The 19,762-nt window shown below is 56.4% G+C and carries 19 protein-coding genes; 7 read left to right on the plus strand and 12 right to left on the minus strand.

The features are described from left to right. The first annotated feature begins 22 nt into the window (after positions 1–22). The 3 genes from FY206_RS00815 (at position 23) to FY206_RS00825 (ending at position 1,577) form a co-directional block, all read left to right on the plus strand. On the plus strand, positions 23–763 hold the full coding sequence (locus tag FY206_RS00815; protein WP_032644449.1) for a MipA/OmpV family protein: 741 nt from the start codon (positions 23–25) through the stop codon (positions 761–763). 209 nt (positions 764–972) lie between these two features. After that, positions 973–1,158, plus strand: a complete 186-nt coding sequence (locus tag FY206_RS00820; protein WP_072001253.1) for a type II toxin-antitoxin system HicA family toxin — start codon at positions 973–975, stop codon at positions 1,156–1,158. 14 nt (positions 1,159–1,172) lie between these two features. Continuing rightward, the gene (locus FY206_RS00825) at positions 1,173–1,577 is read left to right on the plus strand and encodes a type II toxin-antitoxin system HicB family antitoxin (RefSeq protein ID WP_032644451.1); all 405 of its coding nucleotides are present in this window, start codon (positions 1,173–1,175) and stop codon (positions 1,575–1,577) included. Positions 1,578–1,632: 55 nt separating this feature from the next. Here FY206_RS00825 and FY206_RS00830 read toward each other — a convergent pair whose 3' ends face one another. Next, entirely contained in the window at positions 1,633–3,582 is a 1,950-nt protein-coding gene (locus FY206_RS00830; protein WP_032644452.1) for a glycoside hydrolase family 127 protein, read from the minus strand. A 10-nt stretch (positions 3,583–3,592) separates the two neighbouring features. Further along, positions 3,593–4,993 (minus strand): MFS transporter, encoded by a 1,401-nt coding sequence (locus FY206_RS00835; protein ID WP_032644453.1) that lies wholly within the window; start codon positions 4,991–4,993, stop codon positions 3,593–3,595. Positions 4,994–5,218: 225 nt separating this feature from the next. Here FY206_RS00835 and FY206_RS00840 point away from each other — a divergent pair, with 225 nt between their 5' ends. Next, entirely contained in the window at positions 5,219–6,028 is an 810-nt protein-coding gene (locus FY206_RS00840; RefSeq protein WP_032644454.1) for a helix-turn-helix domain-containing protein, read from the plus strand. On the opposite strand, the gene araD is transcribed toward FY206_RS00840, so the two are convergent. From araD to yiaK, 8 genes are all read right to left on the minus strand, one after another. Next, a complete protein-coding gene (gene araD / locus FY206_RS00845; protein ID WP_032644455.1) occupies positions 6,029–6,724 on the minus strand; it encodes an L-ribulose-5-phosphate 4-epimerase in 696 nt (231 codons plus the stop codon). Beyond that, entirely contained in the window at positions 6,718–7,578 is an 861-nt protein-coding gene (locus tag FY206_RS00850; protein ID WP_032644456.1) for an L-ribulose-5-phosphate 3-epimerase, read from the minus strand. Before FY206_RS00850 ends, araD begins: the two co-directional genes overlap by 7 nt. 2 nt (positions 7,579–7,580) lie before the next feature. Then, positions 7,581–8,234, minus strand: a complete 654-nt coding sequence (ulaD, locus tag FY206_RS00855; protein ID WP_032644457.1) for a 3-keto-L-gulonate-6-phosphate decarboxylase UlaD — start codon at positions 8,232–8,234, stop codon at positions 7,581–7,583. Then, positions 8,231–9,736 (minus strand): FGGY-family carbohydrate kinase, encoded by a 1,506-nt coding sequence (locus FY206_RS00860; protein WP_032644458.1) that lies wholly within the window; start codon positions 9,734–9,736, stop codon positions 8,231–8,233. The genes ulaD and FY206_RS00860 overlap by 4 nt, the downstream gene beginning before the upstream one ends. Before the next feature lie 90 nt (positions 9,737–9,826). After that, positions 9,827–11,146: an MFS transporter gene (locus tag FY206_RS00865; RefSeq protein WP_032644459.1), complete on the minus strand. Its 1,320-nt coding sequence runs from the start codon at positions 11,144–11,146 to the stop codon at positions 9,827–9,829. A 44-nt stretch (positions 11,147–11,190) separates the two neighbouring features. Continuing rightward, a complete protein-coding gene (locus FY206_RS00870; RefSeq protein WP_032644460.1) occupies positions 11,191–12,117 on the minus strand; it encodes a DUF4862 family protein in 927 nt (308 codons plus the stop codon). Between the two features lie 26 nt (positions 12,118–12,143). Beyond that, complete coding sequence (locus tag FY206_RS00875) at positions 12,144–12,611, minus strand: YhcH/YjgK/YiaL family protein (protein ID WP_032644461.1); 468 nt, start codon at positions 12,609–12,611, stop codon at positions 12,144–12,146. Positions 12,612–12,621: 10 nt separating this feature from the next. After that, positions 12,622–13,620 carry a 3-dehydro-L-gulonate 2-dehydrogenase gene (gene yiaK / locus FY206_RS00880; protein ID WP_032644462.1) on the minus strand — a complete coding sequence of 333 codons (999 nt, stop codon included), beginning with the start codon at positions 13,618–13,620 and terminating at the stop codon, positions 12,622–12,624. Between the two features lie 224 nt (positions 13,621–13,844). Here yiaK and yiaJ point away from each other — a divergent pair, with 224 nt between their 5' ends. After that, positions 13,845–14,663 carry an IclR family transcriptional regulator YiaJ gene (yiaJ, locus tag FY206_RS00885; RefSeq protein ID WP_021242452.1) on the plus strand — a complete coding sequence of 273 codons (819 nt, stop codon included), beginning with the start codon at positions 13,845–13,847 and terminating at the stop codon, positions 14,661–14,663. A gap of 3 nt (positions 14,664–14,666) precedes the next feature. Further along, a complete protein-coding gene (locus FY206_RS00890; RefSeq protein WP_032644463.1) occupies positions 14,667–15,122 on the plus strand; it encodes a 4Fe-4S dicluster domain-containing protein in 456 nt (151 codons plus the stop codon). Positions 15,123–15,126: 4 nt separating this feature from the next. Here the strand turns inward: FY206_RS00890 and avtA are convergent, their stop codons facing one another. Then, on the minus strand, positions 15,127–16,383 hold the full coding sequence (gene avtA, locus FY206_RS00895; RefSeq protein WP_032644464.1) for a valine--pyruvate transaminase: 1,257 nt from the start codon (positions 16,381–16,383) through the stop codon (positions 15,127–15,129). Between the two features lie 189 nt (positions 16,384–16,572). Continuing rightward, a complete protein-coding gene (locus FY206_RS00900) occupies positions 16,573–18,603 on the minus strand; it encodes an alpha-amylase (RefSeq protein ID WP_032644465.1) in 2,031 nt (676 codons plus the stop codon). A 315-nt stretch (positions 18,604–18,918) separates the two neighbouring features. Between FY206_RS00900 and FY206_RS00905 the strand changes: the two genes are divergently transcribed. Then, the gene (locus tag FY206_RS00905) at positions 18,919–19,743 is read left to right on the plus strand and encodes a protein bax (protein ID WP_032644466.1); all 825 of its coding nucleotides are present in this window, start codon (positions 18,919–18,921) and stop codon (positions 19,741–19,743) included. The last annotated feature ends 19 nt before the right edge of the window (positions 19,744–19,762 follow it).

Here is a 19,762-nt window from a genome sequence, read left to right on the forward strand (position 1 = left end):
GCATTTAAATGGATTACATAGAATGACTATTAAATACAACTTACTCATCGCTGCCACGTTATTTGCATCAACGTCTGCCATGGCCGGTGAATTTTCACTTGGAGCGGGGGCTGTATTTAATGAGTCTCCTTACAAAGGCTATAACGAAAATACAACCGCAGTACCGTTAATTAGCTACGAAGGCGATCGTTTCTATATTCGCCAGACCACGGGCGGATGGGTTCTGTGGAAAGATGCAAAAAATGAGTTGAGCCTGACCGCTACGTGGATGCCGCTGCATTTTGATCCTGATGACAACGACGACCATCAGATGAAGAAGCTCGATGAACGTAAGGCGTCCGCATTCCTCGGCGGCGCGTACTACCGCCACGAACGCTGGGGTTCGCTGAAAGTGGCCCTTTCTGGCGATGCGATGGATGAAAGCGGCGGCGTGGTGGGCGAGATATCTTACTTCCACCCAATCAGAATGGAACGCCTGACCCTGACGCCTTCTGCTGGCGTGTTCTACAGCGACGAAAGCTATAACGATTACTACTACGGTGTCTCCGGCAGCGAGTCCCGACGCTCAGGACTGGATCAATACACCGCCGGTGACAGCTGGACGCCATACGTTGGCCTGGCGGCTAAGTATCAGCTAACCGAGAAGCTGTACCTCAATGCCAGCGCGGTCTATACCGTGTTGCCTGACGACGTGAAGAACAGCCCGATGATCGACCGCGACGACAGCTTCGCGCTGATGACCGGGCTGACCTGGCGCTTCTGATGTGGTAAAGCCGGGTGGCGGCTTCGCCTTACCCGGCCTACGATCGTGCCTGCATTTTTATCTGCAATACAACGTTTTCCTTTTTCATTTCTCGATGCCTCTTCCTGTTTCGTCAAAACACGACTGCATTGATATTCCTTATGCGCTAATGTGATTCGACCCGATAGCGATGGTGTGTGTCGTGTGTATAATCATGGAAGGATTGGGATGTGAAAAGTGCGGATGTCATTACTGTTCTGCTCGGCCATGGCTGGAAATGCGTCAGAACGAAAGGAAGCCATCATCAGTTTCGCCATCCAGAACAGAAAGGGCTGGTTACTGTCCCACATCCTAAAAAGGATATTAAACCGGGCACTCTCGCCCAGATCTGGCGGCAGGCGGGAATTAAACACTGATATCAGGAGTAGTTATGTTTTATCCGGCGTACATTCATTCTGACTCCGACGGTAGCGCCAGCGGCTTTTTCCCTGACGTTCCAGGCTGTTATTTTGCTGGTGATTCCCTGGATGATGCATTTCAGGATGCACGTGATGCACTTACAGCACACTTCGAAGCGCTGTTTGAAATGGATGAAGCACTGCCTCTTCCGGGTAATGTGGAAGCGCATCTGGAAGGTCGTCCTGAGGATTTTATTGGCGGGCAATGGCTGTTGGTGGATATTAATATGAAGCAGTTCGACGGCAGGGCCGAGCGTATCAACATCACGATGCCTCGACGTTTGCTGGTCAAGATTGACTCCTTTGTCAGCGAGCATCCTCAGTTCGCTAATCGGAGCGCATTTCTGGCTGAGGCAGCACGTCGCGTGCTGCCATAGCGTTTGCCCTCTCCCCGTGGGAGAGGGTTGGGTGAGGGCAACAGGCTGCAGAAATTCAGCCTTCATCCACCCAGATCCGCATTTCCCCTTCTCCCCGGTTCGCCCAACTGAACCAGGGAATAAAGGTCAGCGTCTGGGGCTGACGCCGTACCGGCGAGCGGTCGTACTGCCAGAGCGCATCCGTCTCTTTCACGTGACAGCCCATCCCCTCCGCCTGTATCAACATTTTGTGCGCGAAAATGCCTTTCCCTTCAAAGACCCGGAACTCGACGTCGCGCGGCAAAGAAAGGTTATGCAGATTGGCACCGTTATCCGCCTCTTCCAGGCAATAAACCAGCGGTCCGCGCTGCAGCGCGACTTTCCCCGCCTGCTGACGTACCTGCGGATTGCCATACACACGGCGAACCGGCATAGGCAGCGTCAGCGTGATGACATCCCCTTCCTGCCAGGTACGAGTGAGATAGTGGTATCCACGGGAGATCTCGCCCGTGACCGTTTCTCCATTTAATAAAACGCCAGGCGCCGCACACCAGTCCGGTAGCCGCAAAGCCAGGGTATGCGTGACGGGAACAGGCGAGGTAATCTCGATTTTCACCTCTTCCTGCCACGGATAATTACCGCTGATCCGCAGCGCCAGGGTTTCATCGCCAACCGGAACGACGACATCGTTGCCGACGTAGAGGTTAATAAAAAGCGCATCCTGGCGAACGGTATAAATGTAGTGCCCCAGCGACGTCAGCACGCGGGCGATATTCGGCGGACAGCAGGCGCAGCCAAACCAGCGCTGGCGGACGGGCTTCACGTGATCGTAGATATGGTTGAACGCCAGCGTTTTCGGATGCACTTCCAGCGGGTTCACGTAAAAGAAATGTTTACCGTCCAGCGCCATCCCGCCCAGCACCGTATTGTACAGCGCGCGCTCCATCACGTCGGCATAGTGGCCGTCTGCCTCCATTTCCAGCATCCGCCGGGCAAACATCATCAGGCCGATGGAGGCGCAGCTTTCGGCATACACCGTATCGTTGGGCAGGTCGTAATCGCTGCTGAACGCCTCGCCGCTGCTTTGCGAGCCAATCCCGCCGGTAATGTACAGCTGGCGCTGCGCCATATTTTTCCACAGCCGCAGGCAGTCCTGCCGTTTCCCCTCGTCGTGACTCAGGCGCGCCAGATGCGCCATGCCCGCCATCAGGTAGACAAAACGCACCGCGTGGCCGATGGCCGTTTGTTGATCGGCAAGCGGCTGATGCGCCTGGCTGTAGGCTTTGTCCTTAACCATCCAGGCCGGGCCATAGGTGTTCCAGTATGACGTTTTGCCGCGTTTCTCGTATTCGATATCATAAAAGTGCGGCTGCGCGCCGCGTTGTTCAATGAAATATTTCACCAGAGCAAGATAGCGGGGCTCCTGCGTGACGTCGTACAGCCGCATCAGCGCCAGCTCGATTTCCGGGTGGCCCGGATAGCCGTGCAGCTGGCTTTCTCCCGGGCCAAACACGCTGTCGATATGGTCCGCCAGCCTGCAAACCACATCCAGCAGGCGGCGTTTCCCTGTTCCCTGGAAATACGCCACGCCCGCTTCAATCATATGACCGGCGCAGTAGAGCTCGTGGCATTCGGCCAGATTGGTCCAGCGCTCCTCAGGCGCTTTTACCGTAAAGTACGTGTTGAGATAGCCATCCTCACATTGCGCCAACGCGATCAGCTCAATCACCTCGTCGGCGGTTTTCTCCAGTTCTGCATCAGGCTTCTGGCACAGCGACCACGCCACGGCTTCCAGCCATTTCGCCACGTCGCTGTCCTGAAACACCATGCCGTAGAATTCACCCTGCTCCAGGCCTGCCGCAATGCGGAAGTTGGTGATAGCGTGGCTGGGCTCGGCTTCCGCCACGCGGTCGTTCAGCGCATCCCACTGGTAGGGGATGACGACATCACGGGCCAGGCGTTGATACTGCCCGAGAAACGGGTCGTTGATTTTCAACTGGTGCAGATCGGGTTCCATTATGGTCATAGCGTTCTCCTCAGGACGATACGTGACGCTGGCGCAGGTCGGTGGCAATGCGCGACATCATAGGGTTGTTAAGCCTGCACCAGCGGATAGCGACAGCCAGCAGCAGGTGAAAAAGGGCGGGCAGCAATGTCTCCATGGCGGTGATGCCCTGTAACGAGGCTGGCGTCTGGTTGCCCACGCCCGGCTGATAGGCCACGGCGATAAACACCAGGCTGATGATCCCGGCGCTGGACGCCCACGCGAGCTTGATGAAAAACAGGTTGAAGGCGAAGTTCATGCCTGAAGAGCGCACGCCGGTTTTCCATTCGCCGTAGTCATCGGCAAAAGCCATCAGCGAAAAGTGCAGCGGCAGGGTGAAACCCAAAATTACGCCGTTACTTAAAATGACGATCAGCCAGAGCGTCTGCTGCGCCGGGCTAGCCGGCAGAAACCACATGCCCACCGCGAGCGCGGCGAGCACCAGGTTGGTGTAGTAGTAGAGCTTGACGGTATCAATACGGCGCGACAGCGGGCTGACGATCACCGCGCCCAGAATGGCGGCAAAGGTCACCATCGTGAAAAAAAGCGAGGTATAAGCCGTGCTGCCGTGAAGCACGTAGGTGATGAAGTACATATATCCACCACCGCGAATGTTGAAGACATTGATCAGCAAGAAGGACATCACCAGCATCAGCAGCAGCTGATCGTTTTGACGCAGACCGGCCAGATGCTCCCGCAGGGTGAATTTACCCATCAGCGCCAGCGGGACGCGCTCGCGCACCCAGAAAAAGCAGCACAGGAACATCACCACGGCGATGGCGCACAGCACGCCGACGCCAAGCTGATAACCTTTCGCGGCATCTCCCTGGCCTAATTCAGCGACCAGCCACGGCAGGCCCACGGAGACCAAAAAGCCCGCCACGCCGCACAGCACGAAGCGCCAGGACTGGCAGGATATGACCTCGTTGTGACGGGTTGTCATGGTGTTGATTAGCGCGCAGTAGGGCACGTTGATGGCGGTGTAACCCACGGACAATAGCAAATAAGTGCCGAACGCCCAGGCGATTTTCACCCCCATGCTGGCTTCCGGTACGGTGAAGGTCATCACTCCGATAATCCCTATCGGGAAGGCGATCCACAGCTGCCAGGGACGAAAACGCCCCCAGCGGCTCTGCGTACGGTCGGCAATGACGCCCATCACCGGATCGGAAATCGCGTCAAACACGCGAAGGGCAATAAACAGCGTGCCCACCAGCGCGGGAGTGAGGCCAAAGACATCGGTATAGAAAAAGGTCAGAAAATTCATAATCAGGCAGGTGATCACGGTGCCGCCCGCATCGCCCAGGCCGTAGCCCATTTTCTCGCGGACGGACAAGCGGCTATCTGTTGCCTCTTGCGTCACGTCTGATTCTGTCATCGGTGTGGAAGTCATGAAGTAACTCCTCGGTAATCGAATTTATTATCGTATTTGTGCAAGGTACGCATTTATTCTGCACCGAACGGAGAGGCCAACAAGGGAAGGGAAAAGTATAAAAAGATGACGATTCCGACCTGATGATAAAAATGTGATTCCGATCGGACAGTTATTCGAATATTGATTAATAATCAAAGCGTAAGTTGAATACAAACGGCAATAAAAGCGGAATGGTGAATATCCATGCTTGAATTATCCATAGCGCTTCCGATTAAGGTCCAAAATGGCGGGTTATTTATCTCCCGGGGCGTGGGCCGCCACCCTGCGCGAAAATTAACGTCTTGGGAGATTATTTTTGTCGAAAAAGGGACATTAACGATCCAGGAAGAAAATACGGTATTTGACGTGAAGGCGGGTGAGAGTTTGCTGCTTTGGCCTGGCAGGCGACATGTAGGCGTCGGCGACTTTCCTGCCGATCTTAAATTTTACTGGCTGCATTTTGAGGTTGAGCATCACCCGCCCCGATTACCCAATTTGGCAATAGAACAACATTGCCGAGTGAGGGATGCACAGTATGTGATTTCTCTTTTTCGCCAGTTCCTGAGTGAGCAGGAGAAATTACAGCGAAGCGTGGCGCTTGAAATCATTCTATTACTGATTTTGCAGCAAATTTCCATTTCATCAGGATATGAAGATAATGCTGATGAAGCCGGTGCGGCGATGGCGTGGAAGGCGAAGCAGCTTATTCGCACGCAGTTTCATTTACCCCTTTCGACGTCGCAGCTGGCAAAAGCGTTGCACTGCAATGCCGATTATCTCGGGCGCGTGTTTCGCCGGACGTTCCATTTAACCCTGACGGAGGCGATACATCGCCAGCGCGTCAGGGCAGCGGAAAAGCTGTTGCTGGATGGTTCTGCTTCGCTTACTGAAGTGGCAACCCGCTGCGGTTTTAATGACGTGGGGTATTTTCGGCAGATCTTTTCGAAGCATACCGGGCTAACGCCCGCCGTCTGGAAACGGCGGTACTGTAAAGAGCATATCAATTCCGGCTGATTACTGCCCGTAATAGGCATTCGCTCCATGCTTACGCAGATAATGTTTGTCGAGAAGTTCCTGCTGCATAACCGGAAGCTGTGGCGCGAGCTGGCGCGAGAACAGGCCCATATAGGCGCACTCTTCCAGCACGACGGCATTGTGGACCGCATCGGCAGCGTCTTTACCCCAGGCGAACGGGCCGTGGGAGTGGACCAGCACCGCCGGGATCTGCATTGGGCTTAAGTCGCGCTCCTCGAAGGTTTTGATGATAACTTCACCCGTCTGGTATTCGTATTCCCCGGCAATCTCTGCCGCAGTCATCGGGCGCGTGCAGGGAATGGACCCGTAGAAATAGTCCGCGTGCGTGGTACCCCAGGCGGGTAGGTCGAGCCCCGCCTGCGACCAGATAGTGGCGTGGCGAGAGTGGGTATGCACGATGCCGCCAATCTCCGGATAACGGCGATACAGCGCAAGATGGGTGGGCGTGTCGGAAGAGGGCTTTTTATTACCCTCGACAACCTGACCCGTGGCGATATTCACCACCACCATATCCTCCGCCGCCATCACGTCGTACTCCACGCCGGAGGGCTTAATCACCATCATGCCGCTTTGGCGGTCCACGGCGCTGACGTTGCCCCAGGTAAAGGTCACCAGCTGGTGGGCGGGCAGCGCCAGGTTTGCTGCCAGCACCTCGGCTTTGAGCTGTTCTAACATGTCATGCCTCCTTCCTGCATACGGGCTTCAATCCAGCGGCGCGCCTGGATAATCTCCAGCACCGGCTCTTTTGCTTTTTCAGTCCACATTTCAATCAGAAACGCGCCGCGATAGTTCAGTTGGTTCAGGGTGTTAAAGACGCCGACAAAATCGACGCAGCCTTCGCCAAACGGCACGTCGCGAAACTGTCCGGGGCTTTGCGCGGTAACGGGTTGGGTATCTTTCAGGTGAATCGCCGCAATGCGGTCAATGCCCAGCGTCAGCTCGGCGGTGACGTCGTTACCCCACGCGCTCAGGTTGCCGACGTCCGGGTAAACGCTGAACCACGGCGAGGCGAGCATCTCGTCCCATTTTTTCCATTTGCTGATGGAGTTCATAAACGCGGTATCCATGATCTCCACCGCCAGCATCACCTGTGCGGCGGCGGCCTGCTCCACGGCCCACGCCAGCCCTTCGGCAAAGCGCTGCTGCGTTCCCTCGTCATGCTCTTCGTAATAAACGTCGTACCCGGCAAGCTGGATGGTGCGAATGCCCAGGTCACGCGCCAGCCTGATGGCTTTGGTCATGATCTCCCGGGCGCGTTCGCGCACGGTTTCATCGCGGCTGCCAAACGGGAAGCGACGGTGGGCAGACAGGCACATGGATGGGATAGACACCCCCGTTTCCAGCATCGCTTCAACCAGAGAGGCGCGCTGCGCGGTGCTCCAGTCGAGGCGCGATAATCGTTCATCGGTTTCATCGACAGACATCTCGACAAAATCGAACCCGCAGCTTTTCGCCAGTACCAGCCGTTCCGGCCAGGAGAGATCTTTTGGCAGCGCTTTTTCATAAATCCCTAACGGATGCTGACGCATGGTTACGCTCCCCAGATGTCGCGAATGTTCGAATGGAATGCCTCAGCCACCTGCTGCGGATTGGCGGCACCCGCGAGCGCGCGGCCGGCAATAAAGGCTTTAACGTTGATCTGCTTAAAGAGCGGCAGATCGGCGGGGGTGATGCCGCCGGTAATCGAAAGCTGTAAACCGATGTCGGAGAGCGCTTTCATTTTTGCGAGATCCGCCTCGCCCCACTGCTGGCCGCTCGCCTGCGCGTCGCGCCCGCGGTGATAAATGGCCTGCTTCACGCCAACGCGATGCCATGCGCGAGCATCGTCCAGCGTCCAGCTACCGAAGAGCTCCATCTGGATTTCTCCCCCGCAGCGCAGGGCCATCTCGTGGCCGCGTTCAACGGTCGCCAGCGGTGCGGCGCAGATGATGGTCATCCAGTTCGCACCCGCGCCAAACGCCTGCTCTGCCAGGGTTTCTCCGGCGTCGGCCACCTTCCAGTCCGCAACGATGATTTTATTCGGGCACTGCTCGCGCAGGGCGCGCACGGCGTTTAGCCCTTCGGTCAGGCACAAAATGGTGCCCGCTTCGACGATATCGACGCAATTCGCGAGCGTCGCGACATCGCGCTGCGCGGCCTGAAGAGAGGTATGGTCGAGCGCCAGCTGCAGTAATGGTCGGCTCATAGGTCGTACTCCTTAACTCGGGCGTGGTAGCCCTGAAGTGCTGAAATCAGTAACTGGTAGCGGTGATATTTGCGCTGGTAGGCCGCATGGGCGCGCATGTCGGGTGCAATGACGCGAATGTCGTGTCGGAGGGCGCTTTGCGCCGCATGGAAATCGGTATACACGCCGGTGCCGACGAGGGCGGCCAGCGCCGCGCCGGAACAGCCGGTCTCTTCCACCTGCGGCAGTTCAATCGCCAGCCCGCTGACGTCCGCGAGCATTTGCATCCACACGTCCGAATGGGCGGGGCCACCGGTCACGCGCAGGGCATGAACGTGGGTAAAGCGTTCGAGCATGCGGTTGAGGTGGGTCATGTGGCTGAACACCACGCCCTCATACACCGCCTGCAGCAGGTGCGCGCGGGTGTGTAGCGCCTGCATCCCATAGAAACCGCTGGTCATCTCCAGCCCGGCGTTGCTGCCATAGAGGAACGGCAGGAAGAACAGGTCGCTTCCGGCCTTCGGCTGGCTGGCAACCGTGCGGTTGATCTCATCGAATGACATGTCGCCCCATTGCGCGGTGAGCCATTCAAGGTTGCCGGACGAGGTCGGGCTGGCTTCGTGAACGATATACTGCTGCGGGTACACGTAGCGGCCATAGACGTACGGGAAGGGTTCGTTGTCGCGAAGCGCATCGGCGATCCCGCTGGTGACGGCCCAGGTGCCCATCACGGCGTTCAGCGTGTGTGGGTCTTGCAGCCCGGCACAGACTGCGGTGGAAACCACGTCAAACAGTCCACCCACGACGGGCGTGCCCGCCGCGAGACCGGTAAGGGTGGCTGCCTGAGCGGTGATTTCCCCGCAAATTTCTGCTGAACCGACAATTGGCGGCAGGGCGTCGTCAATTTCGCCGATCCCGAGCCAGCGCGTTAGCTGGGGGTCGTATTTCCCGGTATTCATGTTGTAGAGGTTGGACTCGGAGATGTTGCTCTCCTCGCAGCCTTTCACGCCGGTCAGGCACCAGCGAAGATAGTCGTGCGCCATCATCACGCAGCCAATCTGCTGGTACCGCTGCGGTTCGTTCTCTTTGACCCAGCGCAGAAGCGAGGCCGGGTGCCCGGTCCACAGGGTCTGGCGCGTATGCGGATAGAGCTTTTCGGGAATGCCGTCCTGCTGCCAGCGCTGCACAATTTCCAGCGCCCTGCGGTCAGAGGAGAGTATGGCGTTGCCCAACGGTTGGTTCTGTTTATCAAGTAGAAACAGCCCTTTACCTTGCGCAGAAATGCCCACGCCTTTTATCCGGTTGCCGTTTATGCCTGAACGCTTGAGCAGCGCGGCGAGGGTTGCGTGGCAGTGCTGCCACAGATGATGCATGTCCCGCTCGGCGTAGCCCGCTCGCGGGCTGAGCGTGGCAACGGCGCGACGTTCGATACATACTTCTTTGCCCTGGCTGTTGTACAAACCGGCTTTCAGATAAGTACCGCCACAATCGATACCCAGCCAGAAGGGCTCTTTTTCACTCATCTTCGTCTCACTTATTCGCCGGGTGGCGCTGCGCTTACCCGGCCTACGGTTCGGTTTTCTCCCTCTCCCTGTGGGAGAGGGCTGGGGTGATCAGGCCGCACGCTTGTGCGGATTTACCGTGGGGTTAGGCTCTGCCCCGGCATCGCACTTCGCCGGTAACAGCAGGGCCAGCAGCGACGCCAGCGCCAGAGAAACGGCCAGGCAGTAAACGCCCGCGTCTTTGCTGTACAGGGTGATCAATACCCCAACCGCATACGGGCCGCAGAAGCCACCGAGGTTACCGAGGGCGTTGATCACGCCGCGCGCGCCGCCCGCCATTTCTGCGCTGAACAGACGCGCTGGAATGGTCCAGAACACGCCCGCGGCGGATTGCAGGAAGAACCCACAGCCCACCAGTGCGGCATAGGCCAGCCAGGTGTTTGCTTTTAGCGCCACGGAGAGGAACATGCAGAGCGCAAAACCGATCAACGGCAGGGAGACAAACAGCTTGCGCTTGCCGGTGCGGTCAGAAAGCGTAGAGAACAGGAACATCCCCGCAATGGCGCCGATGTAGGGCAGGATGGCGAGCATCCCCACCTGGCCGATGCTGGTGTGCGTCAGCTCCTTCAGAATGGTGGGCAGCCAGAGGGTGTAGCCGTAAATCCCGGTCTGGTAGAAGAAGTTCAGGGCGATCAGCTGCCACATGGTTTTGTCGGACAGCACGGCGCTGAGCGAGGCATTTTTCACCTCTTTTCCGGCGATGGCCTGCTGTTCAGCCGCCAGCGTTTTCACCAGATAGTTTTTCTCGGCCTCTGAAATCCAGCGGGCTTCCTGCGGACGGTCGTAAACGGTAAATGCCCAGAGCACCAGCACGACGACGGACATCAGACCTTCAATGATGAACAGCCAGCGCCAGTCGAGTGCGGTAATAATCCAGCCCGATAGCGGGGCGGTGATGATCCCGGCGATGGGCACGAACATGATCACAATCGCGTTGGCGCGACCGCGCTCGGCATCCGGGAACCAGTTGCTGATCATGGTGAGCACAACGGGCAGCATCCCGCCTTCCGCCACGCCGAGTAAGAAGCGCAGCACCAGCAGCTGGTACTGATTCGTTACAAGACCCGTGAGCACCGATATCGCCGCCCAGGCGACCAGCGACCAGCCGATAAATTTCTTGCCGCTGCCGTGCACGGCAATCTTGCCGCCGGGAACCTGCAGAAACAGATAGCCGATAAAAAATATCCCGCCCGCGAGGCCTGCCATGGTCGCGGTAATCCCTAATTCTTCATCCATCCCCCCCGGCATCGCAAACGCGATATTCACGCGGTCCATATATGAAATAATGCAGGCAATAAGAATAGGAGGAATGATTCTTAGCCAGCGCTGGCGCGGAATGTCCGCATGTAGAGTTTGAGTAGAAATATTCATCGTTAATCTCTCAGTAAGGTAACCGGAATAAACTTTTATTATTGTTATTGCGTTGCTTTATTCATTTGGCTAATGCCGTCGCGCAAAATGGCGATGCGATGACTGACGTCAGCATTAGCATTTATTTCCAGTAATTTAATACCGGAGAATTTCAACCTTGCGGCGCTCGCCGCAGTAAAGAGTGCTTTTGCTTGTTCGGTTGACAGTAAACTGTCGGCGCAGAACGAGGAAAATGGCGCGTGCAGATCCTGCCATTCACCGTACTCCCCACCGGGAGCCGTGCCCGAAAACATCAGCGCACCCAGTTTTCCGGCCTTAAGCGCGGCCTGAACATGGTCAAGGGGAAGGGTAGTGTTACGGCCTTCGATGGCTGACCGCGCCCAGTTGATGCAGACGCTGATATCCGTCTCTTTAACCACCTCCAGCACCTGCTCTAAGGGCAGGAAGCCTTTACGGGGTGCGGCGCCGGTCATGGCATCGCAGTGTTCCAGCACCAGATCGCAGCCCCAGTCCCAGCGTGCTATTTCACGGATGGAGCGGGAAAACGCGTCGGTGGCTTGCTCGACCGAGGCATTGCCCGCCTGTGGTGCGGCCTGCATCTCAAGCGCCATCACTTTCCCCGGGAAGCGGGTATTCACAGCGTTAATTTTATGGTGCAAACGCCGGTAAAATTCGACACACGCTTTACGCTGCGCCTCGTCGGCAGATGCCAGGCCAAACGCGCCGTTGATGCCGCGACGGCGCATGGTTTCCATGACCGCCGTGACCACAATTTGCCAGTCCCCCGGCGTATGGCGAAACAGCCATTCATCGCCAAGGGGATGGAGATTTTCAAGGCACGGCTGTTCCAGCCCGCGAATATTTGGCGTGTCGGAAAGCTGGCGCCAGAATGCCTGTTCTTCTTGTTCCCCTTTCTGGTGAAACGAGGGTGCGCAGGGGTACGCACCAATAATAAAACCGGTGTTGGTCATTTCGCGTTCCTGTATTTATCAGAAAATTAATCTAATTCGCTGATTGCCACTTTCACCACAATTTTACGAATTGTGGTTTCCTTGTTTTTAATACAGGCAGGACGGTGCACATCCTGCGGGAAAAATAGGGCATAGCTGCCGGGAATCATGTCGATAAACAATTCGTTTTCACTGTCGTGATAAAAAATAATATCGCGCTGTTCCAGCAGTGATTCGCTTATTTCGTTATTGCCGGTATCAATCGCGATACCGATTTTCTCTTCACCCCAGGCCAGGAACTGTATATCCAGATAACGGCGATGCACTTCCGGCCGGTTCTCGTGCGGTTCCTTTGTGGTGAGATCCAGAACCTGGGCAAAAATGTTACGCCCTTCAATTTCCACCACGCCTGGCTCCAGGGTGGTGAAATCCGTCGTGCGCAGAAATTCGAGCGCTTTTTCAATCGCCCGCGGCAGGCGACACGGATTTGGCTGGGAAATATGTCCGAATATCATGGTCCACTCCTTACAGAGACTGGATTTTCGCCCACACGCTGTCGTCAACCGTGATGCCGTTGCGGCGGTTCTCTTCCAGCAAACGGGTGAACTCATGCCCCGGCAGGCGGACGGCGACATTCTCATCCGCGCGTTCGGCCGTGGTGATGAAGTCCATGATGCGCTGCAGTTTGGCATGGCGGGTTGGGCCGTCGATCAGGCGGTCCACCTCGATGGCGATGAAGATCTGCGATACGCCGTACTCGTCGCTGTTGTCCTGGGTGACTTCCGCGACGGACGATCCGTTCGAGAGCAGGGTGGCGATCATGTCGAGGACGATGGATAAGCCGGACCCTTTCCAGTAGCCCATGGGCAGAATACGACGGTTTTTCTCGATCGTGCCCGGCTCCCGGGTGAGGTTGCCTTCGTCGTCGAAGCCGCCATCGACCGGCAGCTCGCGCCCGGCCAGGCGATTCACCTCCAGCATGCCGTAGGAGAACATCGACATCGACATGTCGACCATGGTGATTGGATTAGAGGGAATAGCCACGATCAGCGGGTTGGTGCCAATGCAGCACTCTTTTGATCCCCACGCGGGCATCACGGCAATGGAGTTGGTCCAGCAAATGCCGATATAGCCCTTCTCCGCCGCCTGCCAGCCGTAGCTGCCGCCGCGCATCCAGTGGTTCGCGTTACGCAGTGCGACCAGACCAATGCCGTGATCGGAGGCCAGCTCGGTGGCGCGATCCATCATCTTCTTCGCCGTCAGGTTGCCGATGGAGCGCTGCGCATCCCACTGTTCGATGGCGCCTAACGTCATCACCCGTTTGGGCTGGGCGTCAGGAATGATATCGCCTGCATCAAGCTGCTGAATAAAGCGCGGGAAGCGGTTCACGCCGTGTGAATAGACGCCGGATTCCGTGGTGCGGGCAAACATCTCGGCGCAGGCGTCTGCGGCTTCCGCCTTCACGCCGCGATCGAGCAGAACCCGATTGAACGCCGCTTTCAACTCTTCAAAGGTCACTTTCATCCCTGTTCTCCTGTTCTTTTAAGGGCAAGTGCGAGTGCTTTTTTATCGCTAAATTTCACTATGCGAAATCTGATTTCAAATATAGCGATCAAATTTTGTCAGATCAACGACATTCATGTTTTTCAAAATCGATTAAAATCAAACGGTTGTGTTTTTTCTGTTGAGATCGTGAACTGACCCACACTTTGCGCTACCATCAGAGCGCGATAAAAAGGAGCCATGTAATGAGCATGAAAGAGAGCGAAATGACGCAAGAAAAAGAGAGGCCAGCAGGTAGCCAGAGCTTGTTTCGCGGCCTGATGCTGATTGAGATCCTCAGCAACTATCCGAACGGGTGTCCGCTTGCGCATTTATCGGAACTGGCGGGGTTGAATAAGAGTACCGTGCACCGGCTGTTGCAGGGGTTGCAGTCATGCGGGTACGTGACGCCAGCACCCGCGGCGGGCAGCTATCGCCTGACTACCAAATTTATCGCCGTCGGGCAAAAGGCGCTGTCGTCGCTGAATATCATTCACGTGGCGGCGCCGCACCTCGAAGCGCTGAATATTGCGACCGGCGAAACGGTGAACTTTTCCAGCCGGGAAGACGACCACGCGATACTGATTTACAAGCTCGAACCGACAACCGGCATGCTGCGCACGCGCGCCTATATCGGCCAGCATATGCCGCTCTACTGCTCTGCAATGGGTAAGATTTACATGGCGTTTGGCCATCAGGATTACGTGGCGAGCTACTGGGAAAGCCATCAGGAACAGATCCAGCCTTTGACGCGCAACACCATCACCGAGCTGAGCGCCATGTACGATGAGCTGGCGGAAATTCGCGATCGCAGCATGGCGATGGACAAAGAAGAGAACGAGCTGGGCGTCTCCTGTATTGCCGTGCCGGTGTTTGATATCCACGGCCGCGTCCCGTATGCCATCTCTATCTCACTATCAACGTCGCGCATGAAGCAGGTGGGCGAGAAGAACCTGCTCAAGCCGCTGCGCGAAACGGCCGAGGCTATCTCCAAAGAGCTGGGTTTTAACGTGCGCGAGGCGTAACCGATGAACCGATTTATCATGGCGGATGCGGAAAAATGCATCGGGTGCCGCACCTGCGAAGTGGCCTGTGCGGTGGCGCATCAGGACGACTTCACCGCTCAGATTTTCACCTCCCGCCTTCGGGTGGTGAAAGGGGATGCCTGCACAACGGTGGTGGGGTGTCATCAGTGCGAGGACGCCCCCTGTGCCAACGTCTGCCCAACCCACGCCATCAGCCGCACGGCGGGTGCCTGGCTCGTGGATCGGCGGCGCTGCATTGGGTGCAAAAGCTGTATGGTAGCGTGTCCGTTTGGGGCGATGCAGATACGGCTGGTGGGAAACAGGGCGCAAGCGCTTAAATGTGATTTATGCAGTCATCGCGAAGGCGGACCGGCCTGCGTGGAGGCCTGTCCAACCCACGCGCTGCGCTGCGTTGATCCCGCCAGATTACGCGCCGACCGGCTGCATAATCTGGGGTAAGAGCTTACTGACCGTTTTCGCGCCAGGCTTTTTCGATCTCTTCGGCCAAAATTTTGACACCCGCTTCGATTTTTTCCGGATCGGGCACGTAGTTCATGCGCATGCACTGGTGCGTATGCGGCCACGGCTTGTCCAGACCCGGGAAGAAATAGTCCCCCGGCACCATCAGTACGCCGCGCTTTTTCAGGCGCTGGTAGAGCAGTTCGGTGGTGATAGGTAAATCTTTAAACCACAGCCAGAGGAAAATCGCGCCTTCCGGTTTGTGGATCAGGCAGCGTTCTTCCGGCAAATAGCGACGAAGCGTCGCAATCGTCTCCTGAACGCGCTGGTAATAGAAAGGCTTGATCACGTCATTCGACAGACGCAGCAGGTCCTTGCGTTTAATCATTTCGCACATCATCGCCGGGCCAATGCCGCCCGGTGAAAGGCTGATAATGCCGTTCATGTTGGTAATGGCGGTGATGATTTTCTCGTTGGCGATGATAATGCCGCAGCGGCTGCCCGGCAGGCCCAGCTTGGAGAGGCTCATGCACAGGACGATGTTCGGGTTCCACAGCGGGCGTGCTTCGCTGAAGATAATGCCCGGGAACGGCACGCCGTAGGCGTTATCGATCACCAGCGGAATGCCGTGCTGATTTGCCAGCGCATCCAGCTTCATCAGCTCGTCATCGGTAATGACGTTGCCCGTTGGGTTAGTTGGGCGCGATACGCAGATCATGCCCGTCTCTTCACCGATATGCAGGTGTTCAAAATCGACGTGATATTTGAACTGGCCTTCCGGCAGCAGCTCTATGTTTGGGCGCGCGGAGACGAACAGATCCTCTTCCAGGCCGGAATCGGCGTAGCCGATATACTCCGGAGCCAGCGGGAACAGCACCTTTTTGGTCGTGCCGTCGGCGCGACGTCCAGCGAACAGGTTAAACAAGTAGAAAAACGCGCTCTGGCTGCCGTTTGTTAGTGCAATATTCTGTGGTTCGATATCCCAGCCGAGCTCGTCACGCAGCATGTCGGCGAGGAGTGCCAGCAGCTCGGTTTTACCCTGCGGGCCGTCGTAATTGCAAAGCGCGTCGGTTGCTTTGCCGCTTTCCAGCATCTGAGCGAGCAGCGTCTGGAAATAGGTATTCATCTCCGGGATTTGAGCCGGGTTTCCGCCGCCGAGCATGATTGCGCCCGGTGTGCGCAGCCCGTCGTTGAGGTCCTCCATCAGGCGAGTAATGCCTGAATGGCGGGTGAATTTGTCGCCGAAAAGTGAAAACGTCATAGCAGGTGATCTGTCGAGCTTATTTTGAAAGTGGGTAACCATAACGCTAGCACCGTGCTGGTGCAAATCGGGTGATGTGGTCGGATTTGTTGTTTTATCTGGCGGGAGTGGATTTATGTAGTGAATAGTTCTGGTTGATTTCCCTCACCCTAACCCTCTCCCATAGGGAGAGGGAACTGGAGTGTGCCGTTATTGATTACCTGCCCATACCACCATCACCTTATCGTCCTTGTGCTCGCGCACAAAGCCATACCCCTCTTTCAGCGACAGCGTGGTTTGCTTGCCTTCACCTATCGCCGGATGGCGGGCGCGGAACTGACCCAGCGTTTGCCAGTGGGTGACGGTTAAGGCCTGCTTGCCCGTGACGTCCTGCCAGTTCATATCCGAACGGGTGCCCTGCAGCGGGTCGGAGCCAGTCGGCCCGAACGGGCGCCCGGACTCATCCCCGTAATAGATTTGCACGCTGCCCGGTGCCAGCAGGAGCAGCTCCGCCGCGCGCTGGCCCCCTTCACGGAACAGGCGCGTATCGTGTGACGAGAGGTAGCTCAGCACGTTGAAGCTTTGCAGCTTCTCCGCCATCTGCTGCCAGGTGAGATCCATATCGGCCAGGCAATCCACCGCTTTTGCCGCCTGCTCCTGATAGTCAAAGTTAATCATCGCGTCAAAACCGTGGCGGTAATAATCGCTCCGCATCACCCCGTGGCCCCAGGATTCGCCGGTCATCCAGAAAGGCGCGTTGTCGAGTTTTTTGTCCGGGTTCGCCATTTTCCAGGCGGCCAGGGCCTGGCTCGCCTGGTCTTTCAGCTGTTGCCAGGCCGCAAGCTCAACGTGTTTCGCGGTATCGACCCGAAAGCCGTCGATGCCGTAGTCACGTACCCACTGGCTGAGCCAATGGGTCAGATAATCGCGCGGGGTATAGCCCGGAATAGCTTTCGCGTGGGTATCGGGTTTGTGTTGATAGAAATTGGGTAACCCGGAAGGGACGGTGGATTCCGTTTTCAGGTCGGGCAGGAACGCCAGCGACATCGTCAAATCGTCAAAGCCGGGGTTGTCGTAATCACCGATGTCGGTACGGATCCATTTTTTGCCCCACCATTTTTCCCATGCGGCTTTGTCGCTGAAGTTAATGTAGTCATTAAAGCTGTGCCAGCTTTGGCCCGCGCCCGGCTTCCAGTCGGTCCAGCGTTCCCCCAGCGTCTTTTTCAGCTCATCACCCTGCAGGTACAGGGAACCAAACTGATATTCCTGCATGTCCGCAAGCGTCGCGTAGCCCGTGTGGTTCATGACGATATCGAACAGGATGCGGATCCCACGCCTGTGCGCTTCATCGACAAGCTGGCGCAGGTCATCCTCCGTCCCCATATTGGCGTCGAGCTTCGTCCAGTCCTGGGTGTAGTAGCCGTGATAGGCGTAGTGAGGGAAATCCCCTTTGGTGCCGCCGCCTACCCAGCCGTGGATTTGCTCAAGCGGGGAGCTTATCCAGAGCGCGTTGACCCCCAACTGCTGTAAATAATCGAGCTTGCTGGCGAGTCCCTTGAGGTCGCCGCCGTGGAACGTCCCGATCTCCTGCATACCGTCTTTATGGCGTCCGTAGCTGTTGTCGTTGCCCGGATCGCCATTTACGTAACGGTCGGTCAGCACAAAATAGACGGTGGCGTTTTGCCAGCTAAACGGCGCGGGCTTGTCGGTTTCGGCGCGCTCAAGCAGCAGCAGGCCGTTACTGTTGGCGGCTGGCTGCAGGGTAATTTTTCCATTCTGCACCGTCGCCGTCTGTTTACTGTAGTAGTCGCGCACGACGGAGCCTTCCGGGAAGGTACTGCTGACGTCGAGCGTCAGCGGCTTACCGTCCCACGTCGGGCACTGACGGATGACGTTTGCAACCGGCTGTTCTGCGGCACTTTGAATCGTCAGGAGTAGTGTGGGCGTACCGGAGCGGGTATCAATCCGCATCTGGTATTCACCGTCGCGGAAAAGGCGCCACTGCGGCGGTGTGCCGTCACAGGGCTTGAGCGATAGCATCTCATTGAGTTTTATCGCGTCCGTAGGCTGCCAGCACGTCTTGTCAAAACTCAGCGTAAGAGGACGCGTACCCTTCGCAAGCTTTGCCTGGCTGGTGAAGATTCCGGTGCCTTCAGCGTGAAATGCGCTAAACCCCGGCGATGTCCAGTCAGCATGTGCCAGTGCGGGTAACATCAGAAAGGCGAGTGCGGTGCGTTTCATTCCTGGTTCCTGTCGCGGTATTTTTGACCAGTGTGCCATCTGAGGCTGGGCAAAAACTCATCCCCTGTCGCTTTCTGCCGGGAGGATGCGTGAGGATGAGTGATTTCGCGCAAAATTAGGCAGTTATCTGCGATAGTGAACACAGTTTTTGTAGAATTGTTTTTTTTATGAGCAAGTTTCAGGTGACATAGTTTCGGAATTGGACTATTTCTATACGTGCTCTTGAAGTCTATTTTTGATATGATTTGAGATTCCGCTCTCAAATTTGTGAAAAAAATAAGGTGTTAGGATGATTACATCCGACCAGGAGACCTAATGATATCGACTCCCATTCGACGATATGGGGCTGCGATACTCATGTTACTCACCACGGCATTTTCGGGTGAGGTGCTTGCGAAGACGCACACGGATACAACGAGTAAGAAAGCCCACGTAATAAAGACGACAAGTAGTAAGGTTAGCAGTAAACAAGAGTATTCTCGCAATAGTGCAAAGAGTAGTTCACTTCCTGATTTGCGAAAATACCCTTCCGGGACACCAAGGAAAAAAGCGTTTCTCCGGACGGTAATGCCTTACATCACGAGTCAAAATGCCGCGATTACTGCGGATCGTAACTGGCTGATTTCTAAACAGTACGATAGCCGCTGGTCGCCGTCTGAACGCGCGCGTCTGAAAGATATCACCAAGCGCTATAAGCTGAGCTGGAACGGTAACACCCGTCGTGTGCCGTGGAATGCTCTCCTTGAGCGTGTCGATATCATCCCGAATAGCATGGTTGCGACCATGGCGGCAGCCGAAAGCGGCTGGGGTACGTCAAAGCTGGCACGCAGCAACAACAACCTTTTCGGCATGAAATGCGTGAAAGGGCGTTGTAACAATGCGCCAGGCAAGGTGAAAGGCTATTCGCAGTTTGAATCCGTGAAGGATTCCGTGAGCGCCTACGTGGTGAATTTGAATACGCATCCGGCCTACTCATCGTTCCGTAAATCACGCGCTCAGCTGCGTAAAGCGGATCAGGAAGTGACGGCCACCACGATGATCCACAAGCTGAAAGGTTATTCGACGAAGGGGCAGAGCTATAACAACTACCTGTTCGCCATGTACCAGGATAACCAGCGCTTAATCGCCGCACACATGTAATCTCAAAAAACGCCTTCTT

The organism is Enterobacter chengduensis, assembly GCF_001984825.2.
Classification (GTDB): domain Bacteria; phylum Pseudomonadota; class Gammaproteobacteria; order Enterobacterales; family Enterobacteriaceae; genus Enterobacter; species Enterobacter chengduensis.

Excerpts from the sequence above, each read along its gene's own strand:
- FY206_RS00905 (WP_032644466.1), top strand. The coding sequence starts at position 18,919 with ATGATATCGACTCCCATTCGACGATATGGGGCTGCGATACTCATGTTA.
- ulaD (WP_032644457.1), bottom strand. The coding sequence starts at position 8,234 with ATGAGCCGACCATTACTGCAGCTGGCGCTCGACCATACCTCTCTTCAG.
- FY206_RS00890 (WP_032644463.1), top strand. The coding sequence starts at position 14,667 with ATGAACCGATTTATCATGGCGGATGCGGAAAAATGCATCGGGTGCCGC.
- FY206_RS00865 (WP_032644459.1), bottom strand. The coding sequence starts at position 11,146 with ATGAATATTTCTACTCAAACTCTACATGCGGACATTCCGCGCCAGCGC.
- FY206_RS00900 (WP_032644465.1), bottom strand. The coding sequence starts at position 18,603 with ATGAAACGCACCGCACTCGCCTTTCTGATGTTACCCGCACTGGCACAT.
- FY206_RS00840 (WP_032644454.1), top strand. The coding sequence starts at position 5,219 with ATGCTTGAATTATCCATAGCGCTTCCGATTAAGGTCCAAAATGGCGGG.
- FY206_RS00815 (WP_032644449.1), top strand. The coding sequence starts at position 23 with ATGACTATTAAATACAACTTACTCATCGCTGCCACGTTATTTGCATCA.
- FY206_RS00850 (WP_032644456.1), bottom strand. The coding sequence starts at position 7,578 with ATGCGTCAGCATCCGTTAGGGATTTATGAAAAAGCGCTGCCAAAAGAT.
- yiaJ (WP_021242452.1), top strand. The coding sequence starts at position 13,845 with ATGAGCATGAAAGAGAGCGAAATGACGCAAGAAAAAGAGAGGCCAGCA.
- FY206_RS00875 (WP_032644461.1), bottom strand. The coding sequence starts at position 12,611 with ATGATATTCGGACATATTTCCCAGCCAAATCCGTGTCGCCTGCCGCGG.
- FY206_RS00830 (WP_032644452.1), bottom strand. The coding sequence starts at position 3,582 with ATGACCATAATGGAACCCGATCTGCACCAGTTGAAAATCAACGACCCG.
- FY206_RS00870 (WP_032644460.1), bottom strand. The coding sequence starts at position 12,117 with ATGACCAACACCGGTTTTATTATTGGTGCGTACCCCTGCGCACCCTCG.
- avtA (WP_032644464.1), bottom strand. The coding sequence starts at position 16,383 with ATGACGTTTTCACTTTTCGGCGACAAATTCACCCGCCATTCAGGCATT.
- FY206_RS00835 (WP_032644453.1), bottom strand. The coding sequence starts at position 4,993 with ATGACTTCCACACCGATGACAGAATCAGACGTGACGCAAGAGGCAACA.
- yiaK (WP_032644462.1), bottom strand. The coding sequence starts at position 13,620 with ATGAAAGTGACCTTTGAAGAGTTGAAAGCGGCGTTCAATCGGGTTCTG.
- araD (WP_032644455.1), bottom strand. The coding sequence starts at position 6,724 with ATGTTAGAACAGCTCAAAGCCGAGGTGCTGGCAGCAAACCTGGCGCTG.
- FY206_RS00825 (WP_032644451.1), top strand. The coding sequence starts at position 1,173 with ATGTTTTATCCGGCGTACATTCATTCTGACTCCGACGGTAGCGCCAGC.
- FY206_RS00860 (WP_032644458.1), bottom strand. The coding sequence starts at position 9,736 with ATGAGTGAAAAAGAGCCCTTCTGGCTGGGTATCGATTGTGGCGGTACT.